Below are 14021 nucleotides of genomic sequence, written 5' to 3'. Positions count from 1 at the left end.
TTTACCCCTCCATTAATAATAATTCTGGATTATTTAATAAACGCTTGATATGGTTCATTGCATTTTGTCCAGTAGCACCATCGATTTGTCTATGGTCAAAGCTTAATGATAATGATAATACTGGCGCAGCTACAATTTCACCATCTTTAACGATAGGTTTTTGGGCAATACGACCAATACCTAAGATAGCTACTTCTGGATGATTTATCACTGGTGTAAACCATTGTCCACCTGCTGATCCAATATTACTAATAGTACAAGTAGCACCTTTCATTTCATCTGAAGTTAATTTACCATCGCGTGCTTTTACAGCTAATTCATTAATCTCATCTGAAATTTGGAACATAGATTTACGATCAGCATGTTTTACAACAGGGACTAATAAACCTCTGTCTGTATCTGCTGCGATACCAATATTCCAATAATGTTTGTGTACAATTTCGCCAGCTTCTTCATTAAATTCTGTGTTAAGCGCTGGATATTTTTTAAGCGCAGAAACGAGTGCTTTCACAACGTAAGGTAAGAATGTTAATTTAGTACCTTGCTCAGCTGCTACTTCTTTGAATTTTTTACGGTGATCCCATAGTTCTTGAACATCGATTTCATCCATTAAAGTAACGTGAGGTGCAGTGTGTTTAGAATTCACCATTGCTTTTGCAATTGCTTTACGCATAGCAGGAATTTTTTCTGTTGTTTCTGGGAATTCTCCTTCACTAGAAACTGGCGCTGATTGTGCTGCGCTCGCAGAAGTTTCTTCTGCAGTTTCAGGTGCGCTCTCAGTTGAAGCTGCACTTGCATCTCCATTTAAGTATGCATCAATGTCTTCTTTCGTTGTACGTCCATTTTTACCTGAAGCTACAACAGCTTTAATGTTCACACCATTTTCACGTGCATATTTACGTACTGAAGGCATTGCTTTAACACGTTTGTTTTCATCTACATCTGCATCAGCTGATGATTGTGTCGCAGCTGCTTCAGAACTTTCTTCTTTAGCAGGTTCTGCTTCTGTTTCTTCTGCAGATTCACTGCTATCGCTACCTTTAAATTCCATATCTTCTGCATCAGGTGCGTCAATTTTAACAATTGTATCGCCGACAACAGCTACTGTACCCTCATCTACGAGTACTTCCTCTACTGTACCTGACACAGGTGATGGGATTTCTACTACAGATTTGTCATTTTGTACTTCAGCTAAAACATCATCTTCTTCGATATTATCTCCAGCTTTAACAAACCATTTTACAATTTCACCTTCGTGGATACCTTCACCAATATCGGGTAATTTAAATTCAAATGCCACGTTATTATCCTCCTAAAAATTCATATTTAGTCAAAAATTAGAAAATGAGAACGGAACTTATGATTCGCAATCTCATGCTGTTTTATTATTAATAATTGAAGCTGGGATAACATTTCAAAAGCTATCCCAAACTTATTAATATTTATTAAAATTCTAATGTTGCTTTTGCTTTTTCAATGATATCGTTTTTGTTTGGTAACCAAACATTTTCTGCTTGAGTAAACGGATAAACGGTATCAGCAGCAGCTACACGAGCAATTGGTGCTTCTAATGATAGGATTGCACGTTCAGCTAATTCAGAAGCAACTGTTGCTCCAACACCAGCTTGGCGTTGTGCTTCTTGAACTACAACTGCACGTCCAGTTTTTTCTACTGAAGCAACTAACGTTTCTAAGTCGATTGGTTGTACCGTACGTAAATCAATCACTTCCACTGAATGACCATCTTTTTCTAACTCTTCAGCAGCTTTTAATGATTCTTGTACCATGGCACCGTAAGCAATTAAAGTAATGTCATTACCTTCTTGTTTGACACTTGCTTTACCAATTTCAATTGTATACTCTTCTTCTGGAACTTCTTCACGGAAAGAACGATACAATTTCATGTGCTCTAAATATACAACTGGGTCATTACTTCTAATTGCAGAAATTAATAATCCTTTTGCGTCATAAGGGCTTGATGGAATAACTACATTCAATCCTGGTGATTGCGCTAAGATACCTTCTAAATTATCTGCGTGTAGTTCTGGAGTATGGACACCACCACCAAATGGAGCACGAATTGTTACTGGTGCTTGTTTTGAGTTACCAGAACGGAAACGTGTACGTGCAATTTGACCTGCAACAGAGTCAAATACTTCAAATACGAATCCTAAGAATTGGATTTCCATTACTGGACGGTAGCCTTGTGTAGTTAAACCTAAAGCTAAGCCACCAATTCCAGATTCAGCTAGAGGTGTATCAAATACACGGTCTTCACCGAATTCTTTTTGTAATCCTTCAGTTACACGGAATACACCACCGTTAACACCGACGTCTTCACCGAAAAGTAAGACATTTTCATCATTTTGTAATTCGGTTTTAAGCGCATTGTTAATCGCTTGAACCATTGTCATTTGTGCCATCGGTTACTTCGACTCCTTCTCTTTGTAGATTTCATATTGTTCTGCTAAATGTTGAGGCATTTCTTCATACATATTTTCCATTAAGTCTGTAACTGTTTGTTTTTCTGTATTATCCGCTTCTTTAATAGCAGTTTTAATTTCAGCTTTCGCACGATCGATTACTTCGTTTTCTTTCTCTTCAGTCCATAGACCTTTATTTTCTAGATGTTTTCTAAAACGAACTAACGGATCTTTTTTCTCCCATTCAGAATCTTCGTCTGAAGTTCTGTATTTCGTTGGATCGTCACCAGCCATTGTATGTGGACCATAACGATAAGTAATTGTTTCAATAAGTGTTGGACCCTCACCGTTCACAGCACGATCACGCGCTTCTTTAGTGGCTTGATATACTGCAAGTGCATCCATTCCATCTACTTGTATGCCAGGAATACCTACTGAAATCGCTTTTTGAGCTAATGTTTCAGCAGCTGTTTGTTTACTACGTGGCGTAGAAATCGCATAGTTATTATTTTGAATCACAAAAATTGCTGGCGCTTTGTAAGCTGAAGCGAAGTTAATACCTTCATAGAAATCACCTTGTGAAGAACCACCATCACCAGTATACGTGATTGCTACAGCTTGTTTCCCACGTTTTTTAAGTCCAAGTGCAACACCAGCAGTTTGTACATATTGTGCACCGATAATAATTTGTGGGCTTAGCGCGTTAACACCCTCAGGCATTCTATTTCCTTTGAAGTGGCCTCTAGAGAATAAAAACGCTTCAGTTAATGGCAAACCTTGCCAAATTAATTGTGGTACGTCACGATAACCAGGAAGAATGAAGTCTTCTTGTTCTAATGCGTATTGAGAAGCTAATTGTGAAGCTTCTTGTCCAGCAGTAGGCGCATAGAATCCTAATCTCCCTTGTCTATTTAAAGAAATAGAACGTTGATCAAGAATACGTGTCCAAACCATTCTTTCCATTAATTCTACTAATTGCTCGTCTGATAAATCAGGTACTAGATCTTCATTAACGATATTACCGTCTTCATCCAAAATTTGGATCATTTCAAATTGAGATTCAGTATCTTTCAATACTTTCTCTGCATCGAATTGGGCTTTTAATTTCGGAGCCATTCAATTCACCATACCTTTCCCGTATAATAGAAATTCATTTTATCCTTTAACATTGTATCACAAAACTGTTTCACTGTTAAACAAATATGAAAAGTTCTGTAATACAGTAAATAGGTACAGTTTTAAAACTGTATCACTAATTTCAAACTTGCTGTACTATATTTTTTCTCAAGTTTCAAAGCGTCAATGTCCAAAGGAATGTAAGCGCCCTCATTTATAATGCTATAGTTATTTACATTAAATTTCAAATTAATAGCATTTTTATGTTAATTTAAATTATCAACATCTTGTTTTTCTTTATTTACTTTTTCCATTGCGTCTTTGTATTTATTAAATGATTTGTCCATAGTTTTATATGATTTGGATACAGCTTCTGTTTTTTTATTCATTTCTTCTTGATTAGCTTGATCACGTGAGCCATATTCAAATAAATCTTTTTCTTTATCCATAATATTTTTATATGAATTTGCATAGTTATCATGTGCCTTATATTTATCTTTCAAAGCATCATTTAACTCTTTCACTTCTTTTTTCTTATCTTTGTCACTAATATTATCTAAATGTTTTTGAGCTTTTTTAAACGCTTCTTCTGAATTATCTAAAGCATTTTCTTCTTTTTTAAATTCTTTTTTTCTTTTCTCAACATTATCTACAATTTTTTCAGAAGTTTGTTTTGCTTCTTGTTGGTCTTTACCATTGATTTTTTTCACAAGTTTTTGTTTTTCTTGCTCTAGTTCGTTAAGTTTTTTGCCTACTGAAGAAACAGGCTTTTCTTCATCAAATGCTTGTTGTATCTTTTCATTGTAATCTTTAATCTCACCTTTATCCGTTGTACATCCAGCTATAAGTACTGTGGAAGCTAGTATGGCACCAATACCATATTTAAATTTCATTTTGAAAAATCCTCCTTTTTCGTGTGCTATATTATATAATAAATTTTAATAAATCAAATGAATTACTGTATTTTATTTGGTAATCTTTGGTATATTTTATATTAAGGAAGGTGTATGAACAAATGTTAACAATGAAAGATATAATTCGAGATGGACATCCTACGCTACGCGAAAAAGCTAAAGATGTCGAGGTTCCATTATCAAATGAAGATAGAGAAACATTAAAAGCTATGAGAACATTTTTAATAAATAGTCAAGATGAAGAAACTGCTAATAAATATGGTCTTCGTTCTGGTGTCGGACTTGCAGCGCCACAGATTAATATTTCAAAAAAAATGATTGCGGTTTATTTACCGGATGATGGCGAAGGTAAAAGTTATGACTTGATGTTAGTGAATCCTAAAATTATGAGTCATAGCATTCAAGAAGCTTATCTACCTACTGGTGAAGGGTGCTTAAGCGTAGACGAAAATATACCAGGCCTAGTACACCGTAAATATAGAGTTACTGTTAAAGCAAAAGATATAGATGGTAACGATGTCAAATTACGTTTAAAGGGTTATCCAGCCGTTGTAGTTCAACATGAAATAGATCATATTAATGGCATCATGTTTTATGATCACATAGATTCAGAACATCCATTGCAACCTCATGAAGACGCAGTAGAAGTATAAAAAAGAACTGTTAGTAAACGTGCCAATCGCGTACGCTTACTAACAGTTCTTTTTACATAAAGTCGTCTCTTCTTTCATGGTATATAATATTGAGCTCTTGTAACTCTTTTTTCAAAGCATTTAATTCTTGAATATCAATAAATACAGGGTCATGATTGTGTTTCACATAATTTTGATCTTCATTTACAGTGTCAATGATTTCATTATAATTGAAAAACATGATAACTTGTTCCGCACGTATTTCAAATGTAATATCTTGAAAGACCTTGTCAGTTCGTTGTTTCTCACTTTTAATATCTTCAACAATACGCTTCACTTTATCCATAGCAATCATCCTCATCTCGTCTTTATTACTTTCTACTATTACTTTCTATTTTAAATTATTAATTATTATATTTCCTTTTAATCATAATTAATTTTTATTATTGACTCAAGCTATATGATGATTCATTTAATATTTGAATATATGTAGCCTAAATTTACTTAGTTAAATACCTTTTATAAAGTGAATCACTTTTTTCTACATATTAAGCTTTAGTAGAAAATAAAACTGCTTTATTTATTCTACTACATCATGTAAAATGAGAAATAACTGAAAACATACGAATATGTTCTATTTGTATTTTTCTATACGAACGAATTTAAAATGACCCTAGAAACATACTGGGCAACTGCTCGTATGTTCTCTTTATATAAAACGTAGTTTCAATTCACTTTTAGTGAAATTTATTTTATTTAAAATTGAGAAACTCACAAAATATTATACATTTCAGGGTTTATATAAATAATCTAACCAAAACTTAGGAGGAAATAGATATAATGGCAGTATTTAAAGTATTTTTTCAACATAACAAAGATGAAGTAGTCGTAAGAGAACACACACAAACAATTTATGTTGAAGCTCAATCAGAAGAACAAGTAAGAAGATATTTGAAAGACCGTAATTACAATATCGAGTTTATTACTAAACTTGAGGGCGCACATTTAGAATATGAAAAACAATCAGATCATTTTAATGTGGAGCAAGCTGAGTAATGAAACAAATTCATAAAAATGAAGTTGCGGTATATGCCCTTGGTGGCTTAGGTGAAATCGGAAAAAACACTTATGCCGTAGAATATCAGGATGAAATCGTAATTATAGATGCAGGTATCAAATTCCCTGATGATAATTTATTAGGAATTGATTACGTGATTCCTGACATTACTTATTTAGAACAGAATCAAGACAAAATAGTTGGTCTGTTCATAACACACGGCCACGAAGACCATATAGGTGGTGTGCCCTACCTATTAAAACAAATAAACGTGCCTATATATGGTGGACCATTAGCTTTAGGTTTAATCAGAAATAAATTAGAAGAACATCACTTGTTAAGAACAACAGAACTTGTTGAAATCGAAGAAAGTTCTGTTATTAAATCTAAACATTTCGAAGTTTCATTCTATTTAACAACACATAGTATCCCAGAATCATATGGTGTTATCGTTAATACACCAGAAGGCAATATTGTTCATACTGGAGATTTCAAATTTGACTTTACGCCAGTTGGTGAACCAGCAAATATTGCGAAGATGGCAAAACTTGGAGAAGAAGGTGTCCTTTGTTTACTTTCAGACTCTACCAATTCATTAGTTCCTGACTTTACATTGAGTGAGCGTGAAGTTGGCCAAAATGTTGAAAAGATATTCCGTAATTGTAGCGGTAGAATCATCTTTGCTACTTTTGCATCTAATATCTATCGTGTTCAACAAGCTGTTGAAGCTGCAATTAAACACAATCGTAAAATTGTAACTTTTGGTCGCTCAATGGAAAACAATATTAAAATTGGTATGGAACTCGGTTATATTAAAGCACCACCTGAAACTTTTATAGAACCAAATAAAATTAATAGTGTGCCTAAACATGAATTACTAATTTTATGTACTGGGTCACAAGGTGAACCAATGGCGGCTCTATCAAGAATTGCTAATGGTACACACAAACAAATTAAAATTATTCCAGAAGACACTGTAGTATTTAGTTCTTCACCTATTCCAGGTAATACTAAAAGTATTAACCGCACTATAAATGCATTATACCGAGCAGGTGCTGAAGTCATACACAATAAGGTATCAAATATTCACACATCTGGTCACGGATCTAAAGGTGATCAACAATTAATGTTACGCTTGTTACGTCCAAAATTCTTCCTCCCAATTCATGGTGAATATCGCATGTTAAAAGCACATGGCCAATCAGGAATTGAATGTGGTGTGGAACCAGACAACGTGTTTATCTTTGACATCGGTGATGTTTTAGCTTTAACACATAATTCAGCTAGAAAAGCTGGAAGAATACCATCTGGCAATGTTTTAGTGGATGGTAGCGGTATTGGAGATATCGGAAACGTAGTTATCCGAGATAGAAAACTATTGTCAGAAGAAGGCCTAGTCATCGTCGTTGTTAGTATAGACTTTAAAACGAACAAATTACTATCTGGTCCTGACATCATTTCTCGTGGTTTTGTTTATATGCGTGAATCTGGTCAATTAATTTATGATGCCCAAAGAAAAATCAAAACAGATGTTATTTCTAAACTGAATCAAAATCCAGAAATACAATGGCATCAAATTAAATCATCAATCATTGAAACACTACAGCCGTATTTATTTGAAAAAACTGCACGTAAGCCAATGATTTTACCAGTGATCATGAAGGTAAATGAAGATAATACATCTTCTCAAAATAAAAAAACACAAAATAAACCAAATCAGAAAAAAGACAATTCAAAAAAACACAATAGTAAATCTCAAAACAAAAATACAAAAGATATTAACAACAAAGATAATAAAAACATCGCTCAGAAAGCAAAACAAAAAAATGATGGTAACCAAACGGACCAATCAACAAAATCATAATCAAACTCAATGCCTCATCCATTTGTAATGGATGAGGCATTTTTACATTAAACACTTGCTATTTTGACTGAGTACATTAATTAAAAGTTAAGTTTGAACCTTGTATAACTTATCTATTCACAAATATCAAAATCCCTTAAAGAATACACTTTACACAAAAAAGAAGAGTGTGGGACATCACTGTTTTGTCCCACCTCTTCTACTTTAGTTCATATATTAATATTTATCTTACTACCTTTTTTTCAAATCGGTTTAAGTCATTATCATGACCAATCATAATTAAAATATCCCCAATTTCAATATTTATGTTTGGGTCTGGAGATACGATAATATCTCTACCTCTTTTAATGGCAATAATACTTATACCATATTGCGCTCTAATATCTAATTCTATAATGGTTTGTCCTGCCATTTTTTCACTAACTTTAATTTCTACTATTGAATGTTCATCTGCTAGTTCTAAATAATCTAAAACACTAGCACTAGCTACATTATGTGCAATTCTCCTACCCATATCTCTTTCAGGATGAACAACAGTATCTGCACCAATTTTATTTAAAATTTTTGCATGATAATCATTTTGAGCTTTTGCCGTTACTTTCTTAACACCTAACTCTTTTAAAATTAAAGTCGTTAACGTACTCGATTGAATATTTTCACCAATAGCAACAATTACGTGATCAAAATTTCTAATGCCTAAACTTTTCATCACAGCTTCATCAGTTGTGTCAGCAATTACCGCATGTGTGGCAATATCACTATATTCATTCACACGCGCTTCATCCATATCAATCGCCATAACATCCATATCTAAAGCATTTAATTCTCTAACAATGCTACCGCCAAAACGACCTAAACCTATAACCACATATTCTTTATCCATATGCGTCCTCCAAAAATAAGATAATTGAAATATATCAAATATCCGTAGCTTAAACAATAAACATCGCTACTATATTTAAGTATATTCGTCTATTTTTTACCTTCAACATATTTTTTATCAAAAACAAATAATCTCAATAATAATATTAGCGATGGAATTAGTAAAAGTAAACCTAAAATAAATGCGATGATTAAAGCAATAGCCATCCCACTATTCACAACATGTTCATCTATACGAATATATGGATATAAAATGTATGGTAACTTACTTACACCATAACCGAAGAACGCAAAAGCCATTTGTAAAATAACTAAGACAAATGCAAAACCATGCCATTTTTTCATCAATGTGAGTAACATTGTACCAGCAAAACATAAAAAGCTGAGTGCAAACATCCACCAATAATCAAATACCGCTGTATAGAAATGCGTTTCATTTTGCAATCTTAACGATAAGAATACAAATAATGAAATAGCGATCATTGGTGGTCCCCAAAATAAGAACCAGTATCTTAATAAATCATAAGCTGGTTTATCATTCGCTTTAGAAGCATAATAAGTTAAAAATCCAGATGAAATATAAAGTACAGATATGATTGCAAGAAATACAACTGACCATGAATATGGACTTAACAATAATTCAAACCAATTTAAATCTAAATGGTTGCTTGAACCGGTAATATAACCACCCTCAGAAATCGTTAATGTAGTGGCTAATGCAGCTGGTATGAATAATCCTGCTAAACCATAAAGTGCAAGCCATGGTAGTTTTGTGTCTGGTCCATAGTTTTCAAAAGCATAAAAGCCACCTCTTATGGACAACAATATCAACGCAATTGATGCTGGTAAAAGCAACACTGTACCAAAATACATCGCGGAATCTGGGAAAAACCCAACCATTCCTACGAAGAAGAATACGAAGAAAACATTCGTTACTTCCCAAACCGGATTAAGGTAACGTGCAATCAAATGGTTTATTTTTTTATCTTGTTTTGTCAATTTAGCATGTAACGTAAAGAAACCAGCACCAAAATCAATTGATGCAACAATAATATAACAAAATAAGAATATCCATAGTACTGTGATACCTATATATGCGAATATCATCATGCATCACCTCTTTCCGATGAAGTTACTTCAAATTCTTTATATGCTGGTTTATTTTTAAACATCCTTATTAGTACATAAGAAGAAGTAACAATCAATATTAAATATAATATACCAAATAATATTGTTACGAACGTTAAACCACCTGCTTGAGTGGCAGCTTCAGCCACTTTTAGATAACCACGCACAATCCAAGGTTGACGACCTTGTTCCGTTAAGAACCAACCAAATTCTATTGCCAACATCGCTGCAGGTCCAGTTAATAAAGCGCCATATAGCATTGGTTTGGAATAAGTGAATTTCCGTAATTTTTTAAAGCATAATGTTAGTACAAAAGCAGCTGAAACAATTAAACAGAACACGCCCATCGACACCATTAAGTCGAAATAATAATGGACAATCATCGGTGGATGTAGTTCTTTTGGAAATTCATCCAAGCCTTTCACCTTAGTATTAACATTATTATCAGCCAAGAAGCTAAGTAGACTCGGAATTTTAATTGCACCAGTTACTTCTTGTGTTTCTTCATTTAAAGAACCAAAAAGCACTAAATCAGCATTGGATTCCGTATCAAAATGCCATTCATACGCAGCTAATTTTTCTGGTTGTTCTTGATGTAAAAATTTTGCAGATAAATCTCCTGCCAACATAGAACCTAACGTAAAGACAACGCCAAGTATCATTGTTAATTTTAAAGCTTTTTTATGATATTCTGCATCTTTTTTAAACTTATTTTTCACTAATTTGAATGCAGCAATGGCAGCTAGTACAAAAGCCATCGTCATAAAAGCAGTCGTTACAACGTGAAAAGATCTTATTAAAAATGAGTCGTTAAACATTGCTACCCAAGGTTCAACATTTATCATTTTACCATTTTTAATTTCAAAACCAGCCGGTGTATTCATAAATGAATTAACCGCTGTAATAAAGAAGGCAGAGAAAGAACCTCCAATAATCACTGGTATACTAATTAAAAAATGCGTCCATTTACCCTTAAATCTATCCCATGTATATAAGTATATACTTAAGAAAATCGCTTCAAAGAAAAATGCAAATGTTTCCATAAATAATGGTAATGCAATCACATGACCACCCATTTGCATAAATGTTGGCCATAGTAATGACAGTTGTAAACCTATAATCGTACCTGTTACAACCCCCACTGCCACAGTAATCGTATAACCTTTAGACCATCTTTTGGCTAACGTTATATAATGGGGATCATTCTTTTTAATCCCTAAAAACTCAGCAACTGCAAACATCAATGGTACACCTACACCTATTGTTGCAAATATGATATGCACTGCAAGTGTCATTGCAGTTAGAAAACGAGCTAATTCAACTGAATCCATAATATCACCTTTTTAATTTATTTGTGACAAAAATCACAACGTCCATTCATTATAAACCCAATGGCTATGTTTTAAAATTAGTTAAACTCAGAATTAAGTGACAAATTAATGACCAATTACATGTAATTTTATAGCTTGAATTATAATTAAAAGTCACTTACTATTAAAGAAAATGACTTTGTAGAAAGGATTGATGCTGAATGACTGATATCATCATTTACACACAAAATGATTGTCCTCCTTGCACCTTTATAAAAAACTATTTAACTGATAAAGGTTTTAAATATATAGAAAAAAACATTGCTAATCAGCAATATCGAAATGAAATGATTGATTATGATGCATTTGCAACACCCTTTATATTATTGAATGGTGAACCAATGTACCAAGTTGATATGGATAAAATTAACCACGTTTTAAATATTGAAACAACACATTAAATTTCACAACTCTATAAAATAATCTAAATCAACTAGGCTAATAAGGCAATTCATCACTTTAGTTGTTTTAACTAACCATAACCTAATTTCAGCTATATTAAACAAAATGAGTAAGTGGATAAATGCTCCTTATCCACTGTTATATGTATATCTACTTAGTATTAAAATAAATCGCAATATAATAACTAAAAAAGCTGGTAATCCATTATATAATGAATTACCAGCTTTTTTTATTGCGTATAATTACTTACTAAATCTTGTACTTCTTCAGAAGTAGCACAGTTAATCGCTTTTTGCGCTAACTCTTCCATCTCATTTTTACTTAATCCTTTAATTTGACGACGTGCTTTAAGAATTGATGTAGCACTCATAGAGAATTCGTCTAATCCTAGGCCCAATAGTAATGGAATAGCAATTTCATCTCCGGCCATTTCTCCACACATTCCAGTCCATTTGCCTTCTTTATGAGAAGCATCAATCACTTGTTGCACTAAACGTAAAATTGCTGGATTGTATGGTTGATACAAGTAAGATACTCGCTCTGACATACGATCCGCGGCCATTGTATATTGAATTAAATCGTTCGTTCCGATGCTGAAGAAATCTACTTCTTTAGCAAAAACATCTGCTAATGCTGCAGTTGAAGGAATTTCTACCATGATACCAACTTCTATATCATCAGATACTTCAATACCTTCATTTGTTAAATTTTCTTTTTCCTCTAATAACAATGCTTTCGCATCACGGAATTCTTTAATTGTCGCTACCATTGGGAACATAATATTTAATTTCCCATAAGCTGACGCACGTAATAAAGCACGCAATTGTGGTCTAAAAATGTCAGGTTGATCTAAACATAAACGAATCGCACGGTATCCTAAGAATGGATTCATTTCTTCTGGTAAATTTAAATATGGGAGTTCCTTATCTCCACCAATATCTAAAGTACGAACAACAACGCGTTTATCTTCCATTGTTTCAAGTACTTTTTTATAAGCTTCAAATTGTTCATCTTCAGTCGGCATTTCGTCTCTACCCATATATAAAAATTCAGTACGATATAATCCTACACCTTCAGCACCATTTTCAATTACACCTTTCAAATCATTTGGTGTACCGATATTAGCAGCGAGTTCAGCATGAGCACCATCAACAGTTGTTGTTTCTTCATCGCGTAATTTTTGAAGTTCCTTTTTATCTTCAAAGAAACGTTCACGCTTGTTTTGATATGCAATGACTTCGTCTTCTGTAGGATCAATAATCAATTCGCCAGTTAAACCATCAACAATAATCATATCACCTTGTTTAACTTCTTGCGTGATTGATTTCGTTCCTACTACTGCAGCAATTTCTAGTGAGCGACTCATAATTGCTGAGTGAGAAGTTCTACCTCCAATATTTGTAACAAAACCTTGTACAAATTCCTTGTTTAATTGAGCAGTATCTGAAGGTGTTAAATCATTACCTATAATAACAACGCTTTCATCAATCATACTAGGATTTGGTAATTCCACACCTAATATATGTGCTAAAACGCGTTTTGACACATCACGAATATCTGCAGCGCGCTCTTTCATGTATTCATTATCCATCGCTTCAAAAATAGTAATGAATTGTCCAGTTACATCAGAAAGCGCAGTTGGTGCGTTAACTTGTTCATTTTTTATTTTATCTTCAATCGGTTGAATTAACTCTGGATCATCTAAGACTAATAAATGTGCATCAAAAATAGCGGCTTTATCAGCACCAAGATTTTTTTCAGCATTATTTCTAATTTTTGTTAATTCAACTTTAGATGTTTCAATAGCATTTTGAAACTTAGCAATTTCTGCGTCGACATCTCGAATCTTCTCACTATCGTATGAAAGATCAGGTTCAACTAATAAATATGCTTTAGCAATTGCTACACCATCTGAAGCAGCAATGCCATTAATATAATTAGACATATTATTTAGTTAATCCTTCTTTAGATAAGATATCAGTAATCGCTTCCATTGCATCTGTTTCATCGCTACCATCAGCATAGATTGTAATTTCAGCATCTTTACCTACACCTAAACTCATAACACCCATGATTGATTTCAAGTTAACTTTTTTACCGTTATATTCTAATTGAATATCTGAATCAAATTTTGATGCAGTTTGAACAAGCATTGTAGCTGGACGTGCATGAATACCTGTTTCGTCAATAATTACATATGATTTTTGTTCCATAATATGATGTCTCCTTCGTA

At 33.3% G+C, this 14021-nt stretch carries 14 protein-coding genes; 4 read left to right on the top strand and 10 right to left on the bottom strand.

From position 1 onward, the window contains the following. Position 1 precedes the first annotated feature (1 nt). The 4 genes from MUA21_RS03995 to MUA21_RS03980 form a co-directional block, all read right to left on the bottom strand. Positions 2–1300, bottom strand: coding sequence for a dihydrolipoamide acetyltransferase family protein (locus MUA21_RS03995; RefSeq protein WP_064209103.1), 1299 nt, complete (start codon positions 1298–1300; stop codon positions 2–4). A 145-nt stretch (positions 1301–1445) separates the two neighbouring features. Next, complete coding sequence (locus MUA21_RS03990) at positions 1446–2423, bottom strand: alpha-ketoacid dehydrogenase subunit beta (protein ID WP_046207873.1); 978 nt, start codon at positions 2421–2423, stop codon at positions 1446–1448. Positions 2424–2426: 3 nt separating this feature from the next. Beyond that, on the bottom strand, positions 2427–3539 hold the full coding sequence (pdhA, locus tag MUA21_RS03985) for a pyruvate dehydrogenase (acetyl-transferring) E1 component subunit alpha (protein WP_046207874.1): 1113 nt from the start codon (positions 3537–3539) through the stop codon (positions 2427–2429). 266 nt (positions 3540–3805) lie between these two features. Continuing rightward, positions 3806–4432 (bottom strand): YkyA family protein, encoded by a 627-nt coding sequence (locus tag MUA21_RS03980; RefSeq protein ID WP_105874124.1) that lies wholly within the window; start codon positions 4430–4432, stop codon positions 3806–3808. Between the two features lie 122 nt (positions 4433–4554). Here MUA21_RS03980 and def point away from each other — a divergent pair, with 122 nt between their 5' ends. Next, positions 4555–5106: a peptide deformylase gene (gene def / locus MUA21_RS03975; protein ID WP_046207876.1), complete on the top strand. Its 552-nt coding sequence runs from the start codon at positions 4555–4557 to the stop codon at positions 5104–5106. A 52-nt stretch (positions 5107–5158) separates the two neighbouring features. On the opposite strand, the gene MUA21_RS03970 is transcribed toward def, so the two are convergent. Next, on the bottom strand, positions 5159–5431 hold the full coding sequence (locus MUA21_RS03970) for a hypothetical protein (protein WP_064209104.1): 273 nt from the start codon (positions 5429–5431) through the stop codon (positions 5159–5161). Positions 5432–5925: 494 nt separating this feature from the next. On the opposite strand from MUA21_RS03970, the gene MUA21_RS03965 reads away from it, so the two are divergent. Both MUA21_RS03965 and rnjA read left to right on the top strand, forming a co-directional pair. Then, a complete protein-coding gene (locus tag MUA21_RS03965) occupies positions 5926–6141 on the top strand; it encodes a DNA-dependent RNA polymerase subunit epsilon (protein ID WP_046207878.1) in 216 nt (71 codons plus the stop codon). Beyond that, on the top strand, positions 6141–8006 hold the full coding sequence (rnjA, locus tag MUA21_RS03960; RefSeq protein WP_262561916.1) for a ribonuclease J1: 1866 nt from the start codon (positions 6141–6143) through the stop codon (positions 8004–8006). The genes MUA21_RS03965 and rnjA overlap by 1 nt, the downstream gene beginning before the upstream one ends. Positions 8007–8229: 223 nt before the next feature. Here the strand turns inward: rnjA and MUA21_RS03955 are convergent, their stop codons facing one another. The 3 genes from MUA21_RS03955 to MUA21_RS03945 all read right to left on the bottom strand — a co-directional run bounded on the left by MUA21_RS03955 (position 8230) and on the right by MUA21_RS03945 (position 11347). After that, a complete protein-coding gene (locus MUA21_RS03955; RefSeq protein WP_019467854.1) occupies positions 8230–8889 on the bottom strand; it encodes a potassium channel family protein in 660 nt (219 codons plus the stop codon). An 89-nt stretch (positions 8890–8978) separates the two neighbouring features. Next, a complete protein-coding gene (locus MUA21_RS03950) occupies positions 8979–9995 on the bottom strand; it encodes a cytochrome d ubiquinol oxidase subunit II (protein ID WP_046207932.1) in 1017 nt (338 codons plus the stop codon). Further along, a complete protein-coding gene (locus MUA21_RS03945) occupies positions 9995–11347 on the bottom strand; it encodes a cytochrome ubiquinol oxidase subunit I (protein WP_064209106.1) in 1353 nt (450 codons plus the stop codon). Before MUA21_RS03945 ends, MUA21_RS03950 begins: the two co-directional genes overlap by 1 nt. A 200-nt stretch (positions 11348–11547) precedes the next feature. Between MUA21_RS03945 and MUA21_RS03940 the strand changes: the two genes are divergently transcribed. Next, entirely contained in the window at positions 11548–11787 is a 240-nt protein-coding gene (locus MUA21_RS03940; RefSeq protein WP_070038015.1) for a glutaredoxin family protein, read from the top strand. A gap of 230 nt (positions 11788–12017) precedes the next feature. Here the strand turns inward: MUA21_RS03940 and ptsP are convergent, their stop codons facing one another. Both ptsP and MUA21_RS03930 read right to left on the bottom strand, forming a co-directional pair. Then, positions 12018–13733 carry a phosphoenolpyruvate--protein phosphotransferase gene (gene ptsP / locus MUA21_RS03935; protein ID WP_262561915.1) on the bottom strand — a complete coding sequence of 572 codons (1716 nt, stop codon included), beginning with the start codon at positions 13731–13733 and terminating at the stop codon, positions 12018–12020. A 1-nt stretch (position 13734) separates the two neighbouring features. Next, positions 13735–14001: a phosphocarrier protein HPr gene (locus tag MUA21_RS03930; protein ID WP_019467646.1), complete on the bottom strand. Its 267-nt coding sequence runs from the start codon at positions 13999–14001 to the stop codon at positions 13735–13737. Positions 14002–14021: the final 20 nt, after the last annotated feature.

Source organism: Staphylococcus ureilyticus (assembly GCF_025558845.1).
Lineage (GTDB): Bacteria > Bacillota > Bacilli > Staphylococcales > Staphylococcaceae > Staphylococcus > Staphylococcus ureilyticus.
This window is presented reverse-complemented; position numbering and strand designations above follow the sequence as displayed.

Bases quoted from the DNA above. Each gene is read 5' to 3' on its own strand.
- MUA21_RS03990 (WP_046207873.1), bottom strand. From the start codon at position 2,423: ATGGCACAAATGACAATGGTTCAAGCGATTAACAATGCGCTTAAAACC.
- pdhA (WP_046207874.1), bottom strand. From the start codon at position 3,539: ATGGCTCCGAAATTAAAAGCCCAATTCGATGCAGAGAAAGTATTGAAA.
- MUA21_RS03980 (WP_105874124.1), bottom strand. From the start codon at position 4,432: ATGAAATTTAAATATGGTATTGGTGCCATACTAGCTTCCACAGTACTT.
- def (WP_046207876.1), top strand. From the start codon at position 4,555: ATGTTAACAATGAAAGATATAATTCGAGATGGACATCCTACGCTACGC.
- MUA21_RS03970 (WP_064209104.1), bottom strand. From the start codon at position 5,431: ATGGATAAAGTGAAGCGTATTGTTGAAGATATTAAAAGTGAGAAACAA.
- MUA21_RS03965 (WP_046207878.1), top strand. From the start codon at position 5,926: ATGGCAGTATTTAAAGTATTTTTTCAACATAACAAAGATGAAGTAGTC.
- rnjA (WP_262561916.1), top strand. From the start codon at position 6,141: ATGAAACAAATTCATAAAAATGAAGTTGCGGTATATGCCCTTGGTGGC.
- MUA21_RS03955 (WP_019467854.1), bottom strand. From the start codon at position 8,889: ATGGATAAAGAATATGTGGTTATAGGTTTAGGTCGTTTTGGCGGTAGC.
- MUA21_RS03950 (WP_046207932.1), bottom strand. From the start codon at position 9,995: ATGATATTCGCATATATAGGTATCACAGTACTATGGATATTCTTATTT.
- MUA21_RS03945 (WP_064209106.1), bottom strand. From the start codon at position 11,347: ATGGATTCAGTTGAATTAGCTCGTTTTCTAACTGCAATGACACTTGCA.
- MUA21_RS03940 (WP_070038015.1), top strand. From the start codon at position 11,548: ATGACTGATATCATCATTTACACACAAAATGATTGTCCTCCTTGCACC.
- ptsP (WP_262561915.1), bottom strand. From the start codon at position 13,733: ATGTCTAATTATATTAATGGCATTGCTGCTTCAGATGGTGTAGCAATT.
- MUA21_RS03930 (WP_019467646.1), bottom strand. From the start codon at position 14,001: ATGGAACAAAAATCATATGTAATTATTGACGAAACAGGTATTCATGCA.